Source organism: Halobacteriovorax sp. DPLXC-1 (assembly GCF_036903125.1).
In the GTDB taxonomy this organism is placed as follows: Bacteria; Bdellovibrionota; Bacteriovoracia; order Bacteriovoracales; family Bacteriovoracaceae; genus Halobacteriovorax_A; species Halobacteriovorax_A vibrionivorans.
On record NZ_JAYMCO010000001.1, the window covers coordinates 196729 to 219320 of the forward strand.

Sequence of the window (22592 nt, forward strand, 5' to 3'; positions counted from 1 at the left end):
ATGAAAGATGAAATTAAAATTGTAAAAGCACGTGTTCATAATTTGAAAGACGTAACGATTGATATTCCAAAGAACAAATTAACAGTTATCACTGGGCCATCTGGATCTGGTAAAAGCTCACTTGCTTTTGACACTGTCTATGCTGAAGGACAACGTCGATATATCGAATCACTCTCATCTTATGCAAGGCAATTCTTAGGTCAGCAACAAGCTCCAGACGTAGAGTCAATAACAGGGCTATCTCCAGCAATTGCAATTGATCAAAAAACAACTAATAAGAATCCGCGCTCAACTGTTGGAACAATAACTGAAGTCTATGACTATATGAGAGTTCTCTATGCAAGAGTTGGAGATCTCTACGACCCAAATAATGGAGAAAAAGTTATAAGCTATACTCCAGGTCAAATCACTCGAGATTTAATGGAGTTACCTGAAAAAACCAAACTTCATATTACGGTAGAAATAACTGATGAAACAAAGAAAGAATTAGAGCAACAAATGGCCAAATATCTTTCGATGGGATTTTCACGATTTATAGTAAATGATGAAATCATGCTACTTGATAGTAGCGAAATAAAGTCACTCAAGGCTACCGATGAAATTCTTGTTGTAATTGATCGAATCCTTGTTAAGCCGGACATCGAAAAGCGTCTAACAGACTCTGTTGAACTTGGCCTAAAATTAGGGATGGGGATCATCCACGTTATGATTGATGATGAATTTCACACATATTCAGAAATCAACATGTCTCATGTTACAGGTGAAGTCTTTCCTGATTTAGAACCAAGACTCTTCTCATTTAATTCACCTGTTGGAGCATGTCCAAAGTGTAATGGACTAGGAGAATCAAAAGAATTTGTCTTAAGTGAGTTAATCTTTGATGACTCCTTACCTGTTCTAAAAGGGGCAATTCCTCTACTGACAAAGAAGAATAACTTTCTCTATAAAATGGTCGAGTGCATGCTAAAAGAAGAAGGCTTCGATATTAAACAGCCTCTTTCAAAAATGCCAAAGAAGATATTTAAGATTTTATCAGAGGGAACAGATAAGGTTTATACTTATAAATTTAAGTCAGAGAATTCAAACTTTGAATTTTCAAAGCCATTTCCTGGACTAATAAATTGGCTAAATAAGAAATACAAAGAATCCACATCTGAAAGAGTACGCGTTGAGCTCGAAAAGAGCATGAAAGTTCAAAAATGTTCAGAGTGTGAAGGAAAGCGTCTTAATACAATAGCCCTTAGTACGAAAATAGCTGAAAAAAATATTATAGAATTATGTGATATTCCCCTCAGTGAAACATACGACTTCTTTAAAGAACTTAAGCTTGAAGGAATCAAAGAAAAGATTGGGGCAAAGTTATTAACTGAAATCACTTCTCGACTAAAGTTCTTAAATGACGTTGGACTTGATTATCTAACCCTTAATCGTTCAGCTAGAACCCTAAGCGGTGGGGAATCACAACGTATTCGTCTTGCCACACAAATTGGTTCGGCACTATCAGGTGTTCTCTATGTTCTCGACGAGCCAAGTATCGGACTCCATCAAAGAGATAACGTTCGTTTAATACAGACCTTAAAAGAATTAAGAGATCTCGGAAATACAGTACTTGTTGTAGAACACGATGAAGACACAATGAAGGCAAGTGATTATATAATTGATATGGGTCCAGGTGCCGGTTTACATGGTGGAGAAGTTGTTGCCCATGCCACATCAAAAGCATTTCTAAAGAAGAAATCACTTACTGCTGATTATTTAAATCACAAGCAAACGATACCGATCCCACAAGAAAGAAGAAAATTAACAAAACATATTAAATTGAAAGGTGCTCAACATAATAATCTTAAAAAGATTGATGTAAACTTCCCACTAGGAGGGCTAGTTTGTGTTAGCGGTGTTTCAGGCTCAGGTAAATCAACTCTAATTCACGAAGTTTTAATACCAGCAGTAAAAAGCCACCTATCAAGAGCAAATCGTTCAATCTATGAAAAGGCAAATTACAAATCAATCACAGGCCTTGATGAAATTAAAACTGTTATTGAATTAGATCAATCTCCGATTGGAAGAACACCTCATTCTAACCCAGCAACTTACTCTGGACTATTTGATGATGTAAGAAAGTTATTTGCGGCAACTAATGAATCTCAAATAAGAGGATATAAACCAGGGCGATTTAGCTTTAATGTTAAAGGTGGACGCTGTGAAGAATGTGAAGGTAATGGTGTACAAAAAATTGAAATGCACTTCCTACCAGATGTCTATGTAACATGTAATGAATGTAATGGACGACGTTATAATAACGAAACACTTTCGGTTTTATATAAAGGTAAATCAGTAGCTGACATCTTAGAAATGACAATTGAAGAAGGATATGAGTTTTTTAAAAACCATAGACGATTGGGACGTATCCTAAAAACAATGAATGATGTAGGCCTTGGTTATATGACTCTTGGACAGCCCGCAACTACCCTTTCTGGTGGAGAGGCCCAAAGACTAAAGCTTGCAAGAGAATTAGCAAAGTCTACAAAAGGTCATACATTATATGTATTAGATGAACCAACCACAGGACTGCATTTCGAAGATATTAATGTTCTTTTAAAGGCCATTAACAATCTAGTTGATAGTAATAACTCCGTTATTATTATTGAACACAATCTTGACGTACTTAAGGTTGCAGATGAACTTATAGACCTTGGCCCAGAAGGTGGCCACAGAGGTGGATCAATTGTCGCCACAGGAACACCAGAGGAAGTTGCAAAGTGTAAGGAGTCACATACCGGAAGCTTTCTTAAGGGGATCTTAAAATGATTGATGAATTCTATAATCTTAAAGATAAGAATTTAATTAAAGATAACTACTGTATTGCTGAAACTGAGAAAGTTGTTTGCAAGGCACTTAGATCAAAACACCAAGTTGAAAAAATTATTGCAACTCAAGAATTTTATGAACGCAATAAAGAGCTTATTGATGATAAGTGCGATCAAGTCTTTATAAGAACAAAAGAAGAACTTCAAAATATAACGGGTATTAAATTACATCACGGAATTCTTGCAAAAGTTAGAACAAGTGGACTTCTAAATATAAAAGAGCTTGGTGATCGTATTATTATATTTAACGGTGTTACATCACCAGAAAATGTCGGCACAATGACTCGTGCAGCGATGGCCTTTGGCTTTGATAGTATTATTTATGATGCTAAAAGCGCATCGCCTTATTTAAGACGTTGCATAAGAGTATCAATGGGTAATGCTTTTGAAGCGCGTGTTGCGAAATCACTTAACCTTGTTAACGATATCTCACTGCTTCAAGAGTTAGGGTATACAGTTATTGCCACGGCGAATGAAGAAGGTGCAATTTCAATTCAAGATTTTAAATATCCGCAAAAAACATGTCTAATTATTGGTAATGAGGGAAATGGAATGGATCGTGAAGTTATTGATGCTTGCGATAAAAAACTTTTTATTCCTATCACAAACTATGTTGCACATTTAAATGCAGCAAGTGCTGCATCAATTTTTCTTTATCATTCTATCTTTTAATTCAGGATTTATTAACCTGACAAGAATCATGTTTAACTATAATTTAGACCTCGAAGCTCTAACCACACACCGATAGAGTTTTTAATCATTTTTCGTTTTTCCATAAAAAAGGCCACTATTATTAGTGGCCTTATTTTTTATCTGAATGTAATTTTTCTTATTCAATTGATCCAAGTAAAGTGGCCATCTCAATTGCTGACATCGCTGCTTCCCAACCCTTATTACCGGCCTTCGTTCCTGCTCTTTCAATTGCTTGCTCAATTGTATCGACAGTAAGAACACCAAAAGTTACTGGTACATTAGTATCAAGTGAAACTTTTGAAATACCTTTTGCAACTTCATTTGAAACAAAATCAAAGTGTGGAGTAGATCCACGAATAACAGCACCAAGAGTAATAACAGCATCATACTTTTTAGAAGCCGCTAACTTTTGTGCTACAAGTGGGATTTCAAATGCGCCTGGAACCCAAGCAATATCCATATCTTCAACGTCTCCGTCGTGTCTTTTAATACAATCAATTGCACCACCTAATAACTTACTTGTAATTAGCTCGTTAAAACGGCCAGCAACAATAGCAAATTTTTTCCCTGATGCATTTAAGTTACCTTCTAAATTTCTAGGCATGTGTTTCTCCTAAATCTGTGACACCTTTTGAAGGCGCCTCATGTTCACGTCTATATTTTATTAAGTCTTTAATTGTTATAAATTTTAAATCGTGCTCTTTAGCAATTTTGGCCAATTCTGGTGCCATGGCCATCGTTCCATCTGCACTCATGATTTCACATATAACTCCTGCAGGATAACAACCAGCAAGTCGCGCTAAATCCACAGCTGCTTCTGTGTGGCCATCTCTTTCAAGCACTCCACCATCTTTTGCAATTAATGGAAATATATGTCCCGGCTTCATAAAGTCTGAAGCTTTTGTATTCTTATTTGTTAAAAGATTTGTTGTTAAAGCACGATCCTGACAAGAAATACCCGTACCACCATTTGCTGCATCAATTGAAACAGTAAATGCTGTATGATGAACAGAATCGTTTTGCGCAACCATAAGTGGTAGCTCTAATTCCTGTGCACGAGATTTTGTAATCGGTGTACATATTAAACCGCGTCCAATTGTTGCCATGAAGTTAATTGCTTCCGGCGTAATACGGTCTGCCGCCATGATGAAGTCTCCTTCATTCTCACGGTTTTCATCATCGATAACAATAACCATCTTACCGAGGCGAATATCTTCAATGGCTTCTTCAATAGTATCAAATTCAATCATTTAAAAAGGACTCCAAATTATGTGTGCTTGCACCATTACTACGTCTAGCACCATTAAAAAGCAAGTTTTCAATATATTTTCCAAGGATATCAACTTCAATATTTACAAGACTTTGCACTCTACGATTTCGTAAGACAGTGTTCTGCCAAGTATGTGGAATAATTGAAAGTTGGAATGAACAATCGGCTTTAAAAACGTCCGCAACAGTTAGAGAGATTCCATCAATCGTAATAGATCCTTCTTTCACAATATATTTCATTTGCTTCGGACTTACTTTAATAGTCACTAAATAATTATTCCCACGACTTTGAATTTGGATAATTTGCCCAACGTCGTTAACATGGCCTTGTACAATGTGACCACCCAAGCGATCACTAGCACGAAGTGCTAATTCGAGATTAACTTCATCACCAGTACGAAGACTTCCTAGAGTGGTCTTTTCCAGACTCGTATGAACTGTTTGTACGACAAATGTTGAATCCGTTAGCTTCACAGCTGTTTGGCATGCTCCATTGATTGATACTGAATCATCAATAGCAATCTCTGAAAGAAGTTCTTTTGAACTTACTTCAATAAGTTTGCCTTCCGCATTTGAGCGGACACTTACGACTTTTCCTATTTCTTTTACTAGTCCTGTAAACACTATGACCTCGGGTCGATCTCAAACATTGCTTGAGAACCAATATTTTTAACTGCTACATTATTAAAGTTTAAAGCGTCGGCCATTGAATCTAATTTTTCATCATAATAACCGATTCCATCTCCAAGAATTTTTGGTGCAACAAAGATTGTCATCTTATCTGCAAGCTTCTTCTTTAAGATTGAGGAAGCAAGCATCCCTCCACCTTCGACTAAAATTGAATGAACACCAATTGCTTTTAACTGAGCAAAGGCATCTTCAATGACAACTTCATTTTCATCACTTTTAGCAAAGACTATTCTAATCTTTTTATCAGTAAAGAATTTAACTACATCATCAGCTGCGCCTTGGTAATCGGCTCCCGTAGTGATAATTATTGTCTTATGTGTATATTCGTCATTAAAGATCTTCGATAATGGATCCATTTTAGAAATTGAGCCCATCACAATTCGAAAAGGGATTTTACCGCTTTCATCTAGGCCAAAACGAATATTTAAACTCGGATCATCATTATTTAGAGTTTTTCGGCCAACCATGACTGCATCATATTTCTTACGATAAGCGTGAACCATCTTGCGTGCATTTTCATCTGTTATCCACTTCGAATCACCTGTAATTGTTGATAACTTTCCATCTAATGTTTGAGCAAGTTTAAGGTGAATATAAGGTAGCCTTTTAGTCATAGACTTAAAGAATACTTCATTAAGTTCACGGGCCTCTTTTTCAAGTACTCCAACTTTACACTCAATACCTGCTGACTCGAGAATCTTAATTCCATTTCCTGCGACTTCAGGATTAGGATCAAGGCAGGCCACAACGACTCTTGAAAAGCCGTGTTTTAAAATTGCGTTAGTGCAAGGAGGTGTTCTTTTCTTTGTATGACAACATGGCTCTAAGGTAACGTAGATCGTTGCACCTTTTAGTTCAGCCTTATGATAGTCGCGGACATCTGAGATTGCTTCTGGCTCAGCATGAGGTAGGCCTGCTTTTTTATGCCAACCCTTACCTAAGATAATTCCATCTTTTACAATAATTGCTCCAACCATTGGGTTTGGTGACGTTTGCCCCTCACCTTTCTTGGCCAAATCAAGTGCCATACGCATATATGCAATATCTCGAGAATCCTGCTTTTCCATGTTCCTGATTTACCATACTTGGCCATAGGGTTCCAGCAGACTTTTTCGCATCCCCGACATTGCGGACTTTTTACATTTTACAGTTAATAATCATGAACACTACCAAGCTAAGTACCCAAAAACACATTAAGTAATCACTCTTTTTACACCCTATAAATAAATTTCACTAAAGCCCATAAGCGTTCATTTTTTCGATAAATTACCAATATGAATAAGTTAATTGCACCAATCATTCTCATTCTAGCTTTTACAGTAACGTCATGTTCTGATGACGCGAAAAAAGCGATCAATAATATAGCTTCTCAAAGTGAGGAGACGCTAGGTGGAATCTCGCACGACAGAACAATTCTCAATCCAAAATTAGGAAACTTCTGCGATGGCCACGAGTGCCCAGAGGGAATTGTTGCTGTTAAAACAGAAAAGAAGAAACTTACTTGTTCGGGAATCGTAAAATCTCAAAGCGAAGTTTTGATTTCAGAAAATTGTGCCACAGAAAATGAGGCATTTAATATTCAAACAACAGACGGCAAACTAATCAAGGTCACATCTGTCGAAGATGAGCTCTCAAATGAATTCGGAGACAAGATCTTAAAACTTAACCTCGAAAAAGAAATACCTAATACAGCAAATATTGAACTTCCAGAAATTGATAATAACGAAGTTCAACTTAACTATTTCAATGAACTAGGCGAGCTTCAATCTCAAGATTGTGAACTTACATACGCATCCCTTGCCTATGCCAACTCATTTGATAACGAATCACAACTTCTTAACATCAAAAATTGCGAAGGCGTCCGCGACGGTGCCCTAATTTCTCAAAACGGTAAATCAATTGGTTTTCTTACAAAGAAACATAACGAAATTGAGTTGTACGAAGGGATTTCTCTAAATGGTACAAACATAAGTAAAACATTTATTGAAAAGCTCGATTACATTACAATAAAATTGGACTCTCTAGATGCTCTTGCAATAGGTATATTCACAATGGAATATCCGCTTGTAGAACTTGAAAATTCATTACTAAATATACATTTTCAATATCCATTCGAATTTAAAACTAGAACAAATTGCTTTTTTGATAAACCAAGCAAATCTGTGGTTGATTCTAATTATAGAATTGAATTTGGAAATAATATTCTCGAAATAACAAATGAATCTAAACTTGTTAAAGAGGAGTTTAGAGTAATAATTTACAAGAAAGAACTATTCTTCTTTGAAATAGAGCCTAGAATTTTAGAAGACTATTACATTTATGAGGGCAACTTAGAACTAGTTAAAATTGACATTTCAAACATTGGAACTAGAGGAAGGGATTTCACAAGTACAGATATCTTTAAAATTCCTAGCCCTCAAGATATCGAAGAAGAAACTAAAGAGGATATAAGATACATTTACAGCGATAAACTGAAAAAATATGACATAAATATTTGCATATAAAAAGAGAGGTTTTCACCTCTCTTTTCACTAGTATTCAAAATCTTCAAATTGATAATCTTTAAACTTAACTTTTCTCTTTAATCTCTTTTCAAGTAGGTTATTAGTCACTCTATCTGAGAATATTTTCCTATATCTATCAGATATATTTCTTACTTCAAATTGCTTACTTTGATATTTTTGAATTAGATCTATATCCATTACAGAAACCACTCTAGATTTAGTTTTTAAAACCCAACGGTCTGAATCAGAAACATATCTATACTCACCCCTTGTTAACTCATTAGATAACTTCACATCGATTATTTCTCTTATTCTCTCAATTGGGAGGGTATTTGAGTTTCCACCTGACTCAGAAGCTAAATCTACAAGATCCGCTTTCGCAAAACTTAATAAATTAACAAAAATACAAAATAATAATATTAAATTCTTCATAATATAATTCCTATTGAATATGTCTTATTAAATTATTTATTAATACTACATCTTCTCCTCTATACTCATCTTTATTCATTAAACGTCTAACTTGATAGATATATTCATCAGTCAAATCAGTAAATTCCTTACTAATTTTTTTCAAGTCAACTGATGCATACCAAGTATTACGCATCGTGTTCTTTGGAGATCCGTTTTCATTTATTTCATTACATAGATCATTATGAACTAATGCTAGAACCTTATTCAAAGTAAAGTCTGTTAAAAGACAATTCTCTGATGTTGCAAAGAACTTTCCATTCCTATTAACTAATATACCTTTAGAGGCTAGCTTCATAAATTTTTGATGACCTTTTCTTCCATATTCTTGTAATACATAACTCTCAGATAGCCCCGATTTAGTTGTCGCAAGCATCATCATTTTATAAGTAGACTCGTCATGGAAGTACTTCTCTACGGAATCATCTAATCTATCAAGTTTTTGATTTTCAACAAAATGCCCATAAAGACTTTCATGCACCTCAGGGAAGTATTCACGTACGAATTCCGCTGTGTCCTTTTTACTGGCAAGGCCATTGAGGACTGTTACACATATGTCTAGTCCAGGATTTTTAACATCACCCATTTCAAGGCGGTGGAATGTCGAAGGTGGAAGTCCCAATCTTCGAGCGATTTGATTACTACTTAAGCGGGAATGCTCTTTCTTGTATTTTCTGATCTTATCCCGCAAAACCTCGTTAACCGAAGGTCTTTCTAAAAAAACCTTGTCCATTTTGCTTCTCCCTCATATTCGCTTTTTGGTTGATCACTGTTCATACATTGCCAATAAATTTTTTTCATTATCAATGTAAAAAGTATCAATAAGCGTTCTTGTTAAGTATTTGATAGAGCATAAATAAACTTTAGATAGTGAAAAATCTGATTTTTTTCACTAATGAAATGAAACATTCCAGATTGGAATGAAGAAATTTATAAGCACTAGTAAATACGTGAGAGCAACTATAAAATAAATACAATATATTTTATAAGTAACTATAATCACGAAGGTAGATCATTACATATGTATATACTTAGGCCCTTACTAATTCTTATTCTGACTTTTTCAAGCTCAGCTATTGAGCTAGGAGAATTAGATTTAAAATTAATTCAATCGACATCTAAAGGGGATTACGTCTTAGTTCAAAAGAAGCTCACCTCTGAGCAAATTAGAGAATTGAGTTCAAAATATGAAAGAAGATTTTTAAAATCAGCAAATACACAAGAGCTTTTCACTGTAATAAAAGATATCAAAACAAAGAAAACTTTCAATATATCACTTAATTACAATATCTATCAGGCTAAATTAATCGCAGATCACTCACCATTATTAATTAAGATTAAAAATGCCATCAAAGAATTTTGGTACAAAATAATAAAAAAAGAGTTTATCCCAGAGTTAACAGGTGTATTTAAACTTGAAATCATAAAAAGATTCGAGCCTCCACATAAAGATGCATTCACCGATACTTCACGCTTCATTGCTCATGCTGGAGGTGTAATCGATGGAAGAATTTACACTAACTCACTTGAAGCAATTAACAGTAGTTACAAAAAGGGCTTTAGAAGAATTGAACTAGATCTCCAAGAGACAAGTGATGGCATAATCGTGGCCGTCCACGAATGGGATGATTGGGCCGATGAAACAAATTATAGTGGAGACCTTCCGCCTACCCATCAAGATTTTATGAGTCACAAGTTATTTAATAAGTATACACCACTGGATCTAAGTACGATTCGTAATTGGTTTAAAGAACATCCTGATGCAGTTTTAGTTACTGATAAGATTAATAAGCCCAAAAAAGTATTAGAAGTTTTCAAATATAAAGAGCGTTTAGTAATGGAGTTATTTAACGAATCCTCATTGAATGAAGCATTAAAGCTAAATATAAAAGAGGCCATGCCAACTCATTATCTTTATTTAAATATAAAGAATAAACTCGATGAATATTTAAGAAAGGGAATTACTTCAATCGCACTAAGTCGTTACTACGCTAAGAATAATTACGATGATCTTTTGAAGTTAAGAAAACAAGGGTTTAAAGTCTACGCTTATCACCTTAACCACGGAAAGGATAAGCGAGACGAGACATTTGTAGCATGTAATGAACTAGGACTATTCCATGGATTCTATGCTGACAATTGGAACTTTAAAGAAAAAGTAGAATGCTTTAATCCTCTTTAGGAGTAAATTGTGTTGCGTATTCTTCATTGGCAAAGATAAATCCAATTTCTTTTTTTAAAGCTTTAATCTCTTTATTTTCTTTTTTAATTGGACTTCTTTCTTCAGGATCAAGTTCTAAATTAAAATATTGCCAACGATTATTTCTTTTATTCCAAATCACTTTATAAGGATGTTTAACAACTGATAAGAAAGTACCATTGTATGGCTGAACCAGGTAAGAGCTTCGCTCTGATTTAGTTAGTAACGTTTCACCAGCGGATTGTACTTCACCCTTATATCCGATTAAGTCTAATACTGTAGGTTTGATATCTACCTGACTACCATTAATATTTTCAATATTGCCATCTAAGTTTTGAGATTTAGAAACAATTAACAGTGGTACCCTAAAGAACTCTTCGTACGCGCCAGCTGCATTACTTTTCATTCCGTGCTCAGAATTTGGAAAACTATGATCACCTGTAATGATGATGATTGAATCATCAAAGATCTTTTTCTCTTTTAATTCATTAATCAATGTTCCCAAGTATTTATCACTTGCATGTAGAGAGTTAATGAAGGCTTCTGTTAGGTGCTTTTCATCTGGAAATATCTCTTTTTGATCTTTTGGTACACGATCAAACCACATATGATTTGATACTGTTTGGATCATTGCAAATATCGGCTTCTTATTTGATTTAAACTCTTCAATATTCTCTACGAAATAGCGGTATGAAAAATCATCTTGGACTCCCCATCCCCACTTTAAAACACCAGGCTTACTTTCTATTTCACGAGAAGTTTTTATATATTCAAAACCAGATTTCTTTATGAAGTCATGCGTATTATCAAAACCAGGATTACCAAAAGAGTCATGGAAATATGTCGTATATCCCATTTGACCAAGTACACGAGGCAAACAATCCAACTTACTGCTATCAACACGATATGACGCTTTTCCTCGAGGAAGCGGAACTAGCGAACAAAGAGTCGCATACTGGCCCTTAATTGTTTGAATCGAATTAGAATAAAAATGTTTAAAAGAGAGTCCCTCTTTATAAAGTTCATTCATTACGGGTGTAACATACTTGCCGTTAATCTTTTTATTTATATAAATTCCTGAATAAGATTCTAGATGAACTAGAATAATATCTTTTTTATCTTCTGGATGAGTTGATTCAAATTGATAATTTAAAATTGAATCTATGTTTTTATAAGCTTCACCAATATATTTTGAGCTACTATTTAAATAATAGTCAGACATTGTTTTAGCAAATGCAGACAGTTCTTCTTTAGAATAAGGTGCAAAGATCACCAAGAAAATATAAACAATTAAAGAAGCTAAACCGAGCAATGGTCTTCTATAACTAACTTCAAACTTTTTACTCTTAAAAAAAGTAACTATGATTATTAAATGAATAAATAAAAGAGTAACAACATCTTTCACACGATAAATTTGTCCAAATATTGCACCATTTTCAGGTATTAAAACTTCACCAATATTATCAATCAAAATTGCATAATCATAAGCAGTGTTTGTACGATGAAAGAAGATATAGCCGATATAATATAAACTGATGAAAAAAATTGAAAATGCTAACCTTGAATATTTCTTTTTACAAAAATGGAAGACTGTTTGAGCAAGACAGATAATAAATATAAAGCCCAACAAAAACGTACCGTAATCAAAAGCGGTATAGTTTTTCCAAAGAGATAAGCTATTTGAATATCTTATGAAGGAAGCTAAATAAACTAACGAATAAAAGAATCCAAATATATTCATAGGCCAAGGCTCATTAAGAATTTAGTAAACCTAAGAGTTTTAAAACTCTTAATTTTACAACATTAAAAAGGGCCTCAAAAATAATTCCGCCACCCATTTTTGATTGACCGTCACGTCTTTCATAAAAGATGATTGGCACTTCTTTTACCTTAAGTCCTCTATCCCAAACCTTATAATTTAGTTCAAGTTGAAAGATATAACCATTCGAGATGATTTTATTTAAATTAATAGCTTCAAGTGCTTTACGTGTGAAACACTTAAATCCACCTGTTGTATCAAGAACAGGGATCCCTGTCATGAATCGTGTATAAATAGATGCACAGTAAGATAATAGAAGTCTTCTAAATGGCCAATTGATAATTCGAATTCCATCAATATAGCGAGAACCAATAACAAGATCATTTTCCTGTGCTGCTGCTAGAAGGTCTTTAACTGCATCTGGATCATGTGAAAAGTCACAGTCCATCTCAAAGACAAAGTCATATTTATTTTCGAGGGCCCACTTAAATCCAGTGATATAGGCCGTACCCAGTCCAAGTTTTCCAGTACGCTCAATTATATGAAGATTTTCATTTGATTCCATCTTCTTTTTAACCACATCTGCAGTTCCATCAGGTGAACCATCTTCTATAATAAGCAATGAGACCTCTGGGTATTTTCCAAAGATCGTATCAATCATACGCTCTATATTATCGATTTCATTGTAAGTTGGAATAATGATCAATGATCTATTCCATGGAAGTTGGCCAGTGCTCACTTTTTTCATCTCCTATGACTGAAAGAACTATAAGAAAAGATCACTATCTTTTCAACACCTTTTACAACCTGTATAATCAAGCATTGCAGACTTCAGGAATTCATATGTTTTATTTTTTCAACATCTATTTAAGTATTGTTTTATTTCTTATTGCCCTAACGATTACGCTTCGTTCCAAAAATAATAATAAAATATTATCACAAATAACAGCCTCCCTCACTTTTATCTTTTTTACGATGAGTAATATCTTTATCGTAAGTAATTACTTTACTGGTGTAGGGCTAAATGATGTTGTCCTCTATCACTTAAGACTTGATACAGTAGAAGCAGGAGTTGGTGAGTACACAAATATTATTATTGCTAGTGCTGTAATGATCATCTTATCAATTTTCTTCACTTATAAGATAACGAAGAAGAAGGTTGCATCACACTTTGCTACAGTAGTTCTACTACTGGCCATTATCTCAAGTCCATTGACACATAATCTTTATACACTTCTAAAGCCTAATGAATTTCAAGGCATAAAAATAGATATTCACAAGGCCGGTGACGAGATTGCAGAAATCAAAGATAAGAAAAACCTCATCATTATCTACGCTGAAGGTTTTGAAAAAACATATTTAAATGACGAGGTCTTTCCAGGAATGACACCAAATATGAGAGAGTTAGAAAAGCAATCTCTTTCATTTACTAATATGTATTCGAACTATGGTGCAACGTGGACCATTGCAGGTATGGTTGCTTCACAATGTGGCGTTCCTCTTGAAGCAGCTGGTGAAGGCAATGCAATGGAAGGTATATTCAATTTCTATGGTTCTGCTGTTTGCCTTCCCGACATTCTCCATAGTAATGGCTATATTGGTGCCCACCTCAAAGGTGCCTCTGTCGTTTTCTCAGGTACGAAAAATTATTTAAAAACTCATAAGTATAGCCTTATTAAAGGTAAAGATGACTTGAAGAAGAAATACCCAACAGCAAGAACGAACTCTTGGGGATTTTATGATAAGAATTTATTTGATGAAGCAAAAATAGTTGCCGATAATTTAGCTAAAAAAGATAATCCGTTCTTTTTATCAGTAAATACATTAGATACACACCACCCAAAAGGTCATGTATTCCCATCATGTAAAATCAATCATCAAGATGGCGACAGTCGCTTAGTAAAAGCTTTTAAGTGCTCTGATTATTATATTAAAGAATTTGTCGATAAAATCAGGGCCTCTGAATATAGTGACAACACTCTTATTGTTGTCATGTCAGATCACTTATCATTAAGAAATTTATTATCAGATAAATTACAGGGAATGGACCGTAAAAACCTATTTCTCATCAATTATCCAAATAATAGTAAGACTGGTGAGGTGACAAAACCCGGTACTCACCTTGATGTTGCAACAACACTCTTGGCTCAATTAGGTACTGATTATAAGGTTGGCCTTGGCGTTGATCTTCTAAAAGAAGAAAAAACTCTTTATGAACAATATGGTGCTAAAACAGACTCCTATTTAAAAGGAATGAGAGAAGAGTTTTTAAAGCTATGGTCTATTAAGAACCTAGATAAAGGTATTCGTGTAAAAGATGAATTTCTCTATGCTGGAGACAATAAGTTTAAAATTCCCTTAATCCTCTACTACGATGAGAAGGGAAAGATCACACCGACCTATTTTCTTGGAAAGAAGAAAAAAATACAATATTCAAGAGACTTAATTAGAAAGTCTCCAAACCAGGCCTTCACGTGGATTGACTACTGTGACACTTTTGAAGAGTTCTTTAAGACTGAGGCCCCAAGTAATGAGTTTTGTACTATCTCTGGAAAGCTAAGTGCGAATCTTAAAATTGAACCTTTAGACGAGGGCTTCCACTTAAGTAATGATGATATTATCGATATAACTAAGCAAAAGATCGATTCTAAAAATTTCTCAAACTATCGAAAGTTAATCGATTGGAATCTTAATGGGCCTCTTAAAAGTCTTGTGGAGAGCTCAAAAGAAGGTGAAATCATTCAATATACACATCTTCCAAAAAACTTCGAGCAAGCATTCAACCGAGTAAGCTTTAAGAATACAAAAACACCTGATCACTTTTATCGCTATATTTCGGGAAAGAAACAAAAACCTGAGATAAAAATAAATGGGAACAAGTATAAAGCAACACTCGTTAAAAATGATACTGGGCTGATTAAAAAAATCCATAACCTATTAAGGAAAACACTATACGTGTTCACTGGACGTGCATACTTCCCAACTGTAACAGGTGTTCAAAAGTTAGAACTCATTAAATAAGCTATTAATGCTTGGGGTGGAATTTAATTTCCATCTCTAGGCCACAGGCTTTTGCATACTTATTCAATGTTGAAAGTTTTAAATCGAGACGATTTTCAATTTTAGAGACATCAGGCTGATCTATACCTATTAAGTCTGTTTGCTTAAGCCCAAGTGATTTTCTTAAAGCTTTTAGATCGATGTCGTAGTAGTCATTCTTCTTGATGGCCGTCTTGGCATACTCTAAGAACTCTAAGTCTAAGTTATCATAACTCATTAAAGTTTCTCCCCGTTTCTTCCGTAAAACAGTTGTAATGAATTTAATTGTATCATCTTTTGAGTTTTTTGCGAGCATTCACTTGAATGCATACGTAAATGATCAAGTATTCATTTGATGGCATATTTTCTCTCCAGACAACCGTGATATGCCATCAAGTGAATATTCTTTATCTTTTTCCACACAATATTCACTCAAGTGCATAACCTACTAAAATTTACGCAAAATATGTACATAAGTGCATTTTTCATATGCCGTTAAGTGAATATTTTATATTTCAGTATTCACTAAGCATCTGGTATTATTCCAGTCTATGAATTTAAAAGAATTTATCACGAATCCTATTGAACTCGAGTACTTCGAGGGTCTTCTTTCTCAACTTAACGAGAAAAAAGAACAACTAAGAATTGCTACTCCTGAGAATGACACAGGGGTTTACCCTACAGCAATTGCACCTCGAGAATTAATGCGTCGCGAACTTCCTTTTTATTCATACGAAGATATCAAGCAGCGCTATTCAACAAAAGAAATAGTCGACTGTACTTTATGGCTTAGAAAAATGCACGGAGGCCTTGGCTCAAGCCTTGATCGAAGTGAATATCTAAAAAAATATGGCCGCACAACTCCAGGCTCAAAATCTACAGATCTTTATATTGAAACAAAAGAATTTGGAGATATCTCACTAGCTGAAGCTCAAATCATTCAAGCTTCAAAGAAAACAAGCTCATTCAAAAAAGTGGTCCTACAGGACCTTGTTAATAATGACGTAAAACCAATCCTAGATAAGATGTGGGAGAAGCATTCTCACCTTTTGGGTGAAAACTTTTCTCGCCTTGAATCAGTGGTTCAACAAAAACTCCCAACAATTAAAGATGGTAAGCTTTCAACTGAGAGACTTGCACCAGCGGGCCATGGTATCTTTGGATATGAAGTCTTTAAAGGCCCAAGGCCTTGCGGCGATAATATTGTTGCCTGTATTGGAAATGGAGAAGATCTAAGCTCCACTCCAGATCGAGCTATTGTCAATTGGATGCTAACTGAGAATATTCCAGTTGTTATGGTAACCACCACAAAAACTGACCGTGATATGAAAGGTGGCCAAATTGCTCTAAAAGTCGAAGGCGATAAGACTTTTCTTACAATTGTAGAAAAAGCACAAGCTGAACAAGCTGGACAATTAGAATATTTCGAACAACTTGGATTAAGAGAAGATGACGACGATGCATTTTTCAATACGAATTTAGTACTCGTAAACTTTAATGCTATCGATAATAGTGAAATAGCACTACCAGACTTAATAAAAAATCAAAAAGGTGACTTTGTGCAGCTTGAGGGTGCGATGGGATCAGTACTGTTAAATTCAGATAGACTAGCTAGAGAGAATGGGAGTAAGCTAGTTCATATTCTCAATGTTAATAGAGAGAATAGGACAAAGTTTTTCAACCCGATTAAGAGTAATGAAGATTTTGAACTCATTATGAAGATTCAGATAATCAATGAAGAAACATATCACCTAAATAGAATCAATGAATAAAGTATTAAATATCTTAAGAGAAAACATTTTTCTAATAAAACTTACAATTGTTTTATCTGCTTTATTCTATATATATTTTAATGATTTAATCGATTGGAACTTAATTAAAAAAGGATTATCAAATCCCAAACTAATACTAGTTTTTCTTTTATTAACTTTTTTACAGCAACTTGTCGGCTCTGCCAGAACGAAATCATTACTCTTCTACAAAAACGAAAAATTAAACGTATTTAAAATTAATAATATAACCTGGGCTTCCACTTTTTTAAATTGCGTACTGCCTACAAGCATCGCTGGAGAAGTATATAAAATTAATAAAATAATAGATAATAGTGACAATGAAATAAAAGACAACGTAGTTTATACAGCTTTAGTATCAAAAGTTTTAACTGTAATTTCGTTAGTAATTATTTCATTTACTGCTTTATTTTCATCTCAACTTGAAAATAAAGAAAGTCAATTCTTCTTAAATGGATTGATATTATTTTGTTTTATACTTTGTCTGCTTTTCACATATCGTTTAAAGTTATATAAATTAGCACATCAACTATATAAAAAAATAAACATACAACATACATTCATAAAAACAAGAGCTTACAATTTTCATATTTACTTCAATTTATTATTTTTCAATCCAAGCGCTATTTTAAAGCCACTTTTATTGAGTATCATCCTCCAGATTTTAAATCTAATATCTATACTATTAATTGTATACAATACAAAAGAAGTTTCAGTTAACTCACTTATACAACTATCTCAAGTTATCCCGTTAGGAATCTTTGCGTCTATACTTCCTATTTCATACCAAGGACTGGGAACAGGAAACTATGCCTTTAATGAGCTTTTCAAACTAGTTAATATAAAAAATGGTTCTGATATATTTACCATCTACTTTGCTCTTTCGTATATTTTTAATTTAATAGGAATTATTCCTTTTATACTTTTCACATTGAGAAAAAAATGAAGTTAATAAAAGCTATTTCAATATTTCTCGTATGTTTAATTACACTCTATTCAAGTAATTTGTTTCCTGGTAATAAATTAATTTTTATTATATTTTCCACAATTATCAACTTCTTTCTTTATTACTCTATTTTTGAGAAAAAAAACTTCTTCCATACATATCTATTTACATTATTATGGTTAGGCTTCTGGTTTAAATTGATAATCAGCTTAAACTTCTACAATGCAAAACTATTTGATGGAACAGGAGACTTTAACTACTACGCTGAGTCTTTTAATCTTTTACTTATTTTATCCTCTATTGCATTTACTGGCTTTTTTCTACCTATTTATTTTTTTAAGAAAAAATATAAAAGGCTTGAAAGTTTAAGTCCCTTAAGAACTAACGTATCTTTTTATTCTAAATACCGAATTCACTTCTGGTTTATATTTATTATTATTATATTATTATATTCAGGAATAAATTATCACTTTGGCATATATCAACGCGGCCGCCCTCCTCAAACGTTAACTCCTTTTTATATCTCCGGTACTTTAAGATGGTTACTACTATTTGGTGGCGCCAGCATATCCACTTTAATATTAAGATATGAATATGTAAGTAACAAAATAGTTGGGTTGACACCATTTTTCTTATTAATGATTGAAACATTTTTGAGCTCAGTCTCCATACTAAGCAGGGGAATGATATTCCCTTTTCTAGTTATACTTTACGGATGCCTGATTACCGAAAGCAATAACAAACACTTTAAAACTCTAAACTTTACAAAGGTAACTATATTAACTATTGGTATTTGTCTCTTTATCAGTTCCTTGAAAATTATAAACTTTAATAGAGAGATTTTATTTCAAAAAGACAGAGGTCAAGAGATCTCTAAACCAAAAAATACAAACACACGATTTATTGGCATTGCAATAACAAGATGGGTTGGAATAGAAGGCCTTGCAGCAGTAATTGGAAAGCGTGAAAAGTTAAGTAGTGACTTACTAATAGAAGCATTAAAAGAAAAGGCAAGTACAAAAAAATCATTCTATGACAGAGAGATTATACAATCTTTATACACTCAAAGCCATCTAAAAAGTAATAACTTTATAACGGTTCAAGGAATGATCAGTTTTCTCTACTACAGTGGATCAAAAATATTTCTTTTCACGGCATGCTTTCTTATAGGACTACTTTGCAGAACAATTGAAATAATAGCACTAAAAGCTTCAAAAGGTAATCTAATCTTTACCTCACTAATATCTTATATTCTTGCATTTAGAGTTATACATTTCGGATATGCTCCATCACAAAGCTATCTATTAATGTCCGCTATTATTATAAATATAATAATTTTTTATATAATAGAATCAGGTTATTTATCAAGGCTACTTTATTTCTTTAAGAGTGGTCAAAAGGCTTAACATTTCATCCTCAGTCAAGCGATGCGTATTATGTGAATTATACTCACCAGCCTGAGTAATTACTTCTTCACCATCCTCAAAGAAGCGATCATAATTGAGGTCACGATTATCACTAATAATCTGATAATAATCTCCAAGGTCACGGGCCTTTACCATCTCTTCTCGAGTCAATAGAGTTTCATAAAGTTTTTCACCATGACGTGTTCCAATAACTTTAACTTGAGTATCTGGAGAATTTTTGAATCGCTTAAGAGCATTTGCCAAGTTTTCAATAGTTGAAGCTGGTGACTTCTGGACAAAAATGTCACCATTTTCACCATTTTTAAATGCAAAAATTACTAATTCAACGGCATCCTCAAGTGACATCATAAAACGAGTCATATTTGGATCTGTTACTGTAATTGGCTTTTTATTTTCAATTTGTTCAATAAAAAGAGGTATAACCGAACCACGAGAAGCCATGACGTTACCATAGCGTGTGCCACAGATAACTGTCTGATGTGTTTCTGCAATACTTCGAGCTTTTGCAACAAAAACCTTCTCCATTAATGCCTTACTCATCCCCATTGCGTTGATTGGATAAACGGCCTTATCTGTACTTAAGCAAATAACTTTCTTCACTTTACAATTAATTGCTGCATCAAGTACATTCTCAGTTCCAAAAATATTCGTCTTAACAGCTTGAAGTGGATAAAATTCGCATGAAGGTACCTGCTTCAACGCAGCTGCATGAAACACATAATCTACACCATGCATTGCTGTAAGAACACTATTATAATCCCTAACATCACCTATATAGAATTTAATTTTAGGATTATTATACTTCTTTCTCATATCATCTTGTTTCTTCTCATCGCGTGAGAAGATTCTAATTTCAGAAAGTCCTGAATCTAAGAATCTGTCTAAAACTGCGTTACCAAAAGAACCAGTACCACCTGTAATTAAAAGTTTCTTATTATCAAACATATATCCCTCTATTTCTTCCAAACGTTTCTATTAATATAGCCAGTATAGCTTTGAATAATTTTAACAACTTGATAACTTACATTCTCATTTCGATAATCTTCAATGACACTTAAGGAACCTTCTGGATTATTAGTTGTTATATTAATCGAGTTAATAACCGAGTCACGATCGAGATCAGACATAATTAAAGTACCTGCATCCATTCCCTCTGGTCTTTCATGTGCTTGCCTGATTGTGATAGCAGGAAAATTCATCAGAGATGACTCTTCAGTGATAGTTCCACTATCAGAAATTACACATATTGCATATTTTTGAAGCAAATTGTAATCAAGATACCCAAGAGGCCTCATAAACTCAATCAGTTCATTAAAGTTTGAGCTTGTTTGATTCTCCAACTTCTTTCTTGTACGAGGGTGTGTTGAAACAATAATTCTTTTTCCGAAGTACTCAGCAATTCCATTTAAAGAATCAAGGAGTGCTGAAAAGTTCCCCTCATAATCAACATTTTCTTCTCTATGTATACTAACTAAAAAATAACCTTTCTTAGTTAAATTTAGATCATTGAGAATTTTAGACTTATCAATATCTTTGCCAAAGAAGTTTAATACTTCTTTCATTGGACTACCTGTCTTAATAATTAGTTCAGGTCTTACACCTTCATTAATCAGATATCTTCTTGAATGCTCTGAGTGCACCATATTTAAATCTGACAAATGATCAACAATTTTTCTATTTAATTCCTCAGGAACACGCTGGTCAAAACAACGATTACCTGCTTCCATATGAAAAATAGGAATTTGTTTTTTCTTTATCGAGATAACTGATAAACAGCTATTTGTATCACCATAGAGTAATACTCCATCAGGCCTAACTTCATCTAACAATTCATCAGTCTTAATTAAGACTTCAGCAATAGTTTTTGTAGCACTCTCTTTTGCTGACTCTAAAAAGTAATCTGGCTTTCTAATTCTTAGGTCATTAAAGAATACTTCATTTAATTCATAGTCATAATTTTGACCTGTATGAACTAATACATGTTCGAAATGTTCATCACATAATGGAATTACACGACTTAACTTAATAATTTCTGGTCTTGTACCGACAATTGTCATTAATTTTAATTTCTTCATTATCTTCCCATCTCTTTATAAAGAGTATACATCTCTTCGATCAAATCCTTCCAGGACTCTGGAGTATAATTGAATTCATTTTGAAAACGCTTAGAGTTCAAGCTTCGATCAATTTCAAATTCATCGTATGGAATTATATTTATATTTTTTCCGTAAACATCAGCTATGATTTTGAGAAGTTCGTATTTACTTATTGGATTAGACGAAACATGATATAGTCCTGATACATCACCCTTCATAAATTTAGGTAAGATAATCGTATCAATTATTCTTGCAAGCGAGTTTGTTGGAAATCCTGAATATATCGCCTTAGTAAACCCTTTACATTCATTATCTTGCGAAAGAAACCAGTCAACGAGAGAAACGTTTGACTTAATTTCATGACCAATAATTGAAGTTCTTATCGTTAAAGTATGATCGTATGCTACTTCACCTAAGTACTTTGATAAGCCATAGAGATCACGACTATCAGCATTTGATTCTTCTGTATAATTACCTTCTGAACCAGTGAAAACACAATCAGTACTGAAGTGAATCATTTTTGCATTAAATTTAGAACAAATAGATGCTAAGCGATGAGGCCAAAGAGCATTTGTAAAAATTGAAATTTCGTTATCTTTCGATTCTTTTAATTGTTTTATAATTCCAACACAATTTAAAACTAAGTCAGGTTTAAACTCGGAAAACACTGCTTCTATTGACTCATTATTTTGAACATCAATACCTGATTTGACCGAGGGATGCCACGAATTACTTCGAGCGACTCCATGTACTTCATAGTTTTTCGAAAAGTGGCGAAAAAGAGATTGCCCCAACATTCCGTTGGCACCAATAATTAAAATTTTCATAGAATGATACTACA

19 protein-coding genes and 1 pseudogene are annotated in these 22592 nt (G+C 33.7%); 8 read left to right on the plus strand and 12 right to left on the minus strand.

Annotated features, from left to right (window positions below; translation table 11 throughout):
• Complete coding sequence (gene uvrA, locus VCM44_RS00985; protein ID WP_120403969.1) at positions 1-2808, plus strand: excinuclease ABC subunit UvrA; 2808 nt, start codon at positions 1-3, stop codon at positions 2806-2808.
• Positions 2805-3539 (plus strand): TrmH family RNA methyltransferase, encoded by a 735-nt coding sequence (locus VCM44_RS00990; RefSeq protein WP_334677788.1) that lies wholly within the window; start codon positions 2805-2807, stop codon positions 3537-3539. The genes uvrA and VCM44_RS00990 overlap by 4 nt, the downstream gene beginning before the upstream one ends.
• Before the next feature lie 157 nt (positions 3540-3696).
• On the opposite strand, the gene ribH is transcribed toward VCM44_RS00990, so the two are convergent.
• The 4 genes and pseudogenes from ribH to ribD all read right to left on the minus strand — a co-directional run bounded on the left by ribH (position 3697) and on the right by ribD (position 6586).
• Positions 3697-4164: a 6,7-dimethyl-8-ribityllumazine synthase gene (gene ribH / locus VCM44_RS00995; protein WP_114706036.1), complete on the minus strand. Its 468-nt coding sequence runs from the start codon at positions 4162-4164 to the stop codon at positions 3697-3699.
• A 37-nt stretch (positions 4165-4201) separates the two neighbouring features.
• A pseudogene (ribB, locus tag VCM44_RS01000) lies at positions 4202-4810 on the minus strand (3,4-dihydroxy-2-butanone-4-phosphate synthase); the annotation flags it as partial.
• A complete protein-coding gene (locus VCM44_RS01005) occupies positions 4803-5453 on the minus strand; it encodes a riboflavin synthase (protein ID WP_334677789.1) in 651 nt (216 codons plus the stop codon). The gene VCM44_RS01005 and the pseudogene ribB, both read right to left, overlap by 8 nt.
• Positions 5453-6586 (minus strand): bifunctional diaminohydroxyphosphoribosylaminopyrimidine deaminase/5-amino-6-(5-phosphoribosylamino)uracil reductase RibD, encoded by a 1134-nt coding sequence (gene ribD, locus VCM44_RS01010; protein WP_114706033.1) that lies wholly within the window; start codon positions 6584-6586, stop codon positions 5453-5455. Before ribD ends, VCM44_RS01005 begins: the two co-directional genes overlap by 1 nt.
• Positions 6587-6793: 207 nt before the next feature.
• Here ribD and VCM44_RS01015 point away from each other — a divergent pair, with 207 nt between their 5' ends.
• Positions 6794-8023, plus strand: coding sequence for a hypothetical protein (locus VCM44_RS01015; protein ID WP_334677790.1), 1230 nt, complete (start codon positions 6794-6796; stop codon positions 8021-8023).
• A gap of 27 nt (positions 8024-8050) precedes the next feature.
• On the opposite strand, the gene VCM44_RS01020 is transcribed toward VCM44_RS01015, so the two are convergent.
• Together VCM44_RS01020 and VCM44_RS01025 are read right to left on the minus strand one after the other, a co-directional pair.
• A complete protein-coding gene (locus VCM44_RS01020; protein WP_334677791.1) occupies positions 8051-8455 on the minus strand; it encodes a hypothetical protein in 405 nt (134 codons plus the stop codon).
• A gap of 10 nt (positions 8456-8465) precedes the next feature.
• Entirely contained in the window at positions 8466-9227 is a 762-nt protein-coding gene (locus VCM44_RS01025; protein WP_334677792.1) for a hypothetical protein, read from the minus strand.
• Positions 9228-9515: 288 nt separating this feature from the next.
• Between VCM44_RS01025 and VCM44_RS01030 the strand changes: the two genes are divergently transcribed.
• On the plus strand, positions 9516-10676 hold the full coding sequence (locus VCM44_RS01030; protein ID WP_334677793.1) for a glycerophosphodiester phosphodiesterase family protein: 1161 nt from the start codon (positions 9516-9518) through the stop codon (positions 10674-10676).
• Here the strand turns inward: VCM44_RS01030 and VCM44_RS01035 are convergent.
• Together VCM44_RS01035 and VCM44_RS01040 are read right to left on the minus strand one after the other, a co-directional pair.
• Positions 10663-12165 carry an LTA synthase family protein gene (locus VCM44_RS01035; RefSeq protein WP_334677794.1) on the minus strand — a complete coding sequence of 501 codons (1503 nt, stop codon included), beginning with the start codon at positions 12163-12165 and terminating at the stop codon, positions 10663-10665. The two genes, VCM44_RS01030 and VCM44_RS01035, sit on opposite strands and share 14 nt — an antisense overlap.
• 283 nt (positions 12166-12448) lie before the next feature.
• The gene (locus tag VCM44_RS01040; RefSeq protein ID WP_233500236.1) at positions 12449-13192 is read right to left on the minus strand and encodes a polyprenol monophosphomannose synthase; all 744 of its coding nucleotides are present in this window, start codon (positions 13190-13192) and stop codon (positions 12449-12451) included.
• A 236-nt stretch (positions 13193-13428) separates the two neighbouring features.
• Here VCM44_RS01040 and VCM44_RS01045 point away from each other — a divergent pair, with 236 nt between their 5' ends.
• Complete coding sequence (locus tag VCM44_RS01045; RefSeq protein ID WP_334677795.1) at positions 13429-15474, plus strand: sulfatase-like hydrolase/transferase; 2046 nt, start codon at positions 13429-13431, stop codon at positions 15472-15474.
• Between the two features lie 4 nt (positions 15475-15478).
• Here the strand turns inward: VCM44_RS01045 and VCM44_RS01050 are convergent, their stop codons facing one another.
• Positions 15479-15730 carry a helix-turn-helix domain-containing protein gene (locus VCM44_RS01050; protein ID WP_199506612.1) on the minus strand — a complete coding sequence of 84 codons (252 nt, stop codon included), beginning with the start codon at positions 15728-15730 and terminating at the stop codon, positions 15479-15481.
• A 313-nt stretch (positions 15731-16043) separates the two neighbouring features.
• On the opposite strand from VCM44_RS01050, the gene VCM44_RS01055 reads away from it, so the two are divergent.
• Genes VCM44_RS01055 through VCM44_RS01065 form a run of 3 tightly spaced genes read left to right on the plus strand, consistent with a single transcriptional unit; the run spans position 16044 to position 19634 of the window.
• Complete coding sequence (locus VCM44_RS01055; RefSeq protein WP_334677796.1) at positions 16044-17264, plus strand: UTP--glucose-1-phosphate uridylyltransferase; 1221 nt, start codon at positions 16044-16046, stop codon at positions 17262-17264.
• Positions 17257-18228, plus strand: coding sequence for a lysylphosphatidylglycerol synthase domain-containing protein (locus VCM44_RS01060; RefSeq protein WP_334677797.1), 972 nt, complete (start codon positions 17257-17259; stop codon positions 18226-18228). Before VCM44_RS01055 ends, VCM44_RS01060 begins: the two co-directional genes overlap by 8 nt.
• Positions 18225-19634: a hypothetical protein gene (locus tag VCM44_RS01065; protein WP_334677798.1), complete on the plus strand. Its 1410-nt coding sequence runs from the start codon at positions 18225-18227 to the stop codon at positions 19632-19634. The genes VCM44_RS01060 and VCM44_RS01065 overlap by 4 nt, the downstream gene beginning before the upstream one ends.
• Here VCM44_RS01065 and VCM44_RS01070 read toward each other — a convergent pair.
• From VCM44_RS01070 to VCM44_RS01080, 3 genes are read right to left on the minus strand one after another with little or no spacing between them, the layout of a single operon-like run.
• On the minus strand, positions 19599-20600 hold the full coding sequence (locus VCM44_RS01070; protein ID WP_334677799.1) for a polysaccharide biosynthesis protein: 1002 nt from the start codon (positions 20598-20600) through the stop codon (positions 19599-19601). The two genes, VCM44_RS01065 and VCM44_RS01070, sit on opposite strands and share 36 nt — an antisense overlap.
• An 8-nt stretch (positions 20601-20608) precedes the next feature.
• Positions 20609-21730 (minus strand): non-hydrolyzing UDP-N-acetylglucosamine 2-epimerase, encoded by a 1122-nt coding sequence (gene wecB / locus VCM44_RS01075; protein ID WP_334677800.1) that lies wholly within the window; start codon positions 21728-21730, stop codon positions 20609-20611.
• Positions 21730-22578 carry a dTDP-4-dehydrorhamnose reductase family protein gene (locus tag VCM44_RS01080; RefSeq protein ID WP_334677801.1) on the minus strand — a complete coding sequence of 283 codons (849 nt, stop codon included), beginning with the start codon at positions 22576-22578 and terminating at the stop codon, positions 21730-21732. Before VCM44_RS01080 ends, wecB begins: the two co-directional genes overlap by 1 nt.
• Positions 22579-22592: the final 14 nt, after the last annotated feature.